General features: G+C 46.2%; 1 protein-coding gene. It reads right to left on the reverse strand.

Translation table 11 applies throughout. The annotated features are described in order from the left end of the window. The coding region (locus tag F6K27_RS14265; protein WP_287284358.1) for an Ig-like domain-containing protein at nucleotides 1-3,804 on the reverse strand (3,804 nt) is incomplete at both ends.

Consider the following 3,804-nt stretch of genomic DNA (forward strand, 5'->3'; position numbering starts at 1 on the left):
GTAAACCCGGATACGGGAGTGAATGTGACATTACCATCATCATCTACTTCAAAGGTACCTTGATCTGGTATTTCTAATGTTTTCTCAATTTCTGGAGTATCTGGGTTGAGGTCAATAGAATCTAGGTCTATAGGAGTATCGTTATCAGCGATATTCAGAGTTACAGGAGTATCAATAACTGTTGTGGCACTGTCATCGTCTAGAATACCAAGTTCAGTGACATCAATAGAAATATTAGCAGAGTTAGAAACTGCACCACTACTATCTTGGACTGTATAACTAATCGGAGTTGTCTGACCTGTAAAACCCTCTACTGGAGTAAAGGTGAGGTTTCCCTCATTGTCTACTGTGTATGTGCCTTCTCCTGGTTGTGTGAAGGTAGTATCCTGTTCTGGGGTATTGGGGTTTAGGTCTACGGTGGTGGTGTCTATTGTTGTCTCTGGGTCACTATCATCATCGGTAATGTTGAAGGTTACTGGTTGCCCTGCTACTGTTGTGCTGCTGTTGTCTGTTGCTACTGGTGGTAGGTTTACTACTTCCACTGTGATATTGGCATTGTTTGATGTATTGCCGTTGTTGTCGTTGACAGTATAGGGTATTGTGACAACTCCGATGAACCCATTTGTGGGGGTAAAGGTCAGGTTGCCGTTTTCATCTACTTCAAAAGTACCTTGGTCTGGTAGTTCTAATGTTGTTTGATTTCCTGGAGTATCTGGGTCTAGGTCGATGGTACTGGGGTCTACTTCTCCTTCGAGGTCGATGTCGTTGTTGGTGATGTTGAATGTTACTGGTTGGTTAATAAAGCTGTTGGCAAAGTCATCGGTAGCTATGGGAGGACTGTCAATTACTTCTACGATAATATTAGCACTATTGGTGATGTTGCCTGCGGTATCTTCTACGGTGTAAGGAATTGTGACAACTCCAATAAACCCATCTGTGGGAGTAAAGGTGACAATTCCTTCTTGGTCTACTGCAAAGGTGCCTTGGTCTACTGTGAGTATTGTTTCTTCTAGTTCTGTGGTGCTGGGGTCGAGGTCGATAGTTCCTGGTTCTATGTCTTCTCCTGCTTCGGCGATGTCGTTGTCTGTGATGTTGAAGCTGACTGGTGTGTTGATGACTGTGCTGGCATTGTCGTCGCTTGCTGCTGGCCGTATTTCTGTGACTGTGACTGCGATTTCGGCTGTATTTGATAGATCGCCATTGTTGTCGGCGACGGTGTAGGTGATGGGTGTTACTTCTCCGAGGAAGTCGGCAACTGGTGTGAATGTGATGTTGCCATTATCGTCTATTTCAAATGTGCCTTGAGCTTGTTGTGTGAAGGTGGTTTGTCTGCCTTCTGTGTTGGGGTCTAGGTCTACTGTGGTTAGGTCTAATGTGCCGTCACTGTCTGTGTCGTTTTCGCTGATGTTGAAGGTGACTGGTATATTTACTCCGGTGTTGGCGTTGTCGTTGGTTGCTACTGGTGGTGTGTTGATGACGGCGATGGTGATGTTGGCGCTGTTTGAGAGTTCGCCGTCGTTGTCGTTGACTGTGTAGGGGATGGTTGCTTCTCCTACGAAGTCTGGTTCTGGTGTGAATGTGACGTTGCCATTATCGTCTATTTCAAATGTGCCTTGTTCGGGGATGACTCTGGTTTTTTGCTCTCCTGGTGTGTCGGGGTCTAGGTCTATGGTGCTGGGGTCGATGTTGCCGTCTATGTCGTTGTCGTTGTCTGTGATGTTGATGGTTACTGGCTGGTTTTTGAGTGTTGTGCCGTTGTCGTTGTTGGCTATTGGGGGTTGGTTGGGAGGTAGACTCCCGACAACATCAATAGAAATATTAGCAGGTGGTAAAGAATTACCATTAGGGTCATTCGCTACATAAGGAATGTTCACCTGTCCTGTAAACCCGGATACGGGAGTGAATGTGACATTACCATCATCATCTACTTCAAAGGTACCTTGATCTGGTATTTCTAATGTTTTCTCAATTTCTGGAGTATCTGGGTTGAGGTCAATAGAATCTAGGTCTATAGGAGTATCGTTATCAGCGATATTCAGAGTTACAGGAGTATCAATAACTGTTGTGGCACTGTCATCGTCTAGAATACCAAGTTCAGTGACATCAATAGAAATATTAGCAGAGTTAGAAACTGCACCACTACTATCTTGGACTGTATAACTAATCGGAGTTGTCTGACCTGTAAAACCCTCTACTGGAGTAAAGGTGAGGTTTCCCTCATTGTCTACTGTGTATGTGCCTTCTCCTGGTTGTGTGAAGGTAGTATCCTGTTCTGGGGTATTGGGGTTTAGGTCTACGGTGGTGGTGTCTATTGTTGTCTCTGGGTCACTATCATCATCGGTAATGTTGAAGGTTACTGGTTGCCCTGCTACTGTTGTGCTGCTGTTGTCTGTTGCTACTGGTGGTAGGTTTACTACTTCCACTGTGATATTGGCATTGTTTGATGTATTGCCGTTGTTGTCGTTGACAGTATAGGGTATTGTGACAACTCCGATGAACCCATTTGTGGGGGTAAAGGTCAGGTTGCCGTTTTCATCTACTTCAAAAGTACCTTGGTCTGGTAGTTCTAATGTTGTTTGATTTCCTGGAGTATCTGGGTCTAGGTCGATGGTACTGGGGTCTACTTCTCCTTCGAGGTCGATGTCGTTGTTGGTGATGTTGAATGTTACTGGTTGGTTAATAAAGCTGTTGGCAAAGTCATCGGTAGCTATGGGAGGACTGTCAATTACTTCTACGATAATATTAGCACTATTGGTGATGTTGCCTGCGGTATCTTCTACGGTGTAAGGAATTGTGACAACTCCAATAAACCCATCTGTGGGAGTAAAGGTGACAATTCCTTCTTGGTCTACTGCAAAGGTGCCTTGGTCTACTGTGAGTATTGTTTCTTCTAGTTCTGTGGTGCTGGGGTCGAGGTCGATAGTTCCTGGTTCTATGTCTTCTCCTGCTTCGGCGATGTCGTTGTCTGTGATGTTGAAGCTGACTGGTGTGTTGATGACTGTGCTGGCATTGTCGTCGCTTGCTGCTGGCCGTATTTCTGTGACTGTGACTGCGATTTCGGCTGTATTTGATAGATCGCCATTGTTGTCGGCGACGGTGTAGGTGATGGGTGTTACTTCTCCGAGGAAGTCGGCAACTGGTGTGAATGTGATGTTGCCATTATCGTCTATTTCAAATGTGCCTTGAGCTTGTTGTGTGAAGGTGGTTTGTCTGCCTTCTGTGTTGGGGTCTAGGTCTACTGTGGTTAGGTCTAATGTGCCGTCACTGTCTGTGTCGTTTTCGCTGATGTTGAAGGTGACTGGTATATTTACTCCGGTGTTGGCGTTGTCGTTGGTTGCTACTGGTGGTGTGTTGATGACGGCGATGGTGATGTTGGCGCTGTTTGAGAGTTCGCCGTCGTTGTCGTTGACTGTGTAGGGGATGGTTGCTTCTCCTACGAAGTCTGGTTCTGGTGTGAATGTGACGTTGCCATTATCGTCTATTTCAAATGTGCCTTGTTCGGGGATGACTCTGGTTTTTTGCTCTCCTGGTGTGTCGGGGTCTAGGTCTATGGTGCTGGGGTCGATGTTGCCGTCTATGTCGTTGTCGTTGTCTGTGATGTTGATGGTTACTGGCTGGTTTTTGAGTGTTGTGCCGTTGTCGTTGTTGGCTACTGGGGGTTGGTTGGAGATTATAGCGATGTCTGTGCTGCCGGCTACGGTTGCTGTGCCGTCGCTGACACTATATGTGAAGTCTCCTGGGTCGTCTATGCCGTTGTAGTCGGCGGGGGCGTCGTATTGTAATGTTGTGAGTTGGGCTGGTGTT

The organism is Okeania sp. SIO2F5, assembly GCF_010692685.1.
Lineage (GTDB): Bacteria > Cyanobacteriota > Cyanobacteriia > Cyanobacteriales > Microcoleaceae > Okeania > Okeania hirsuta.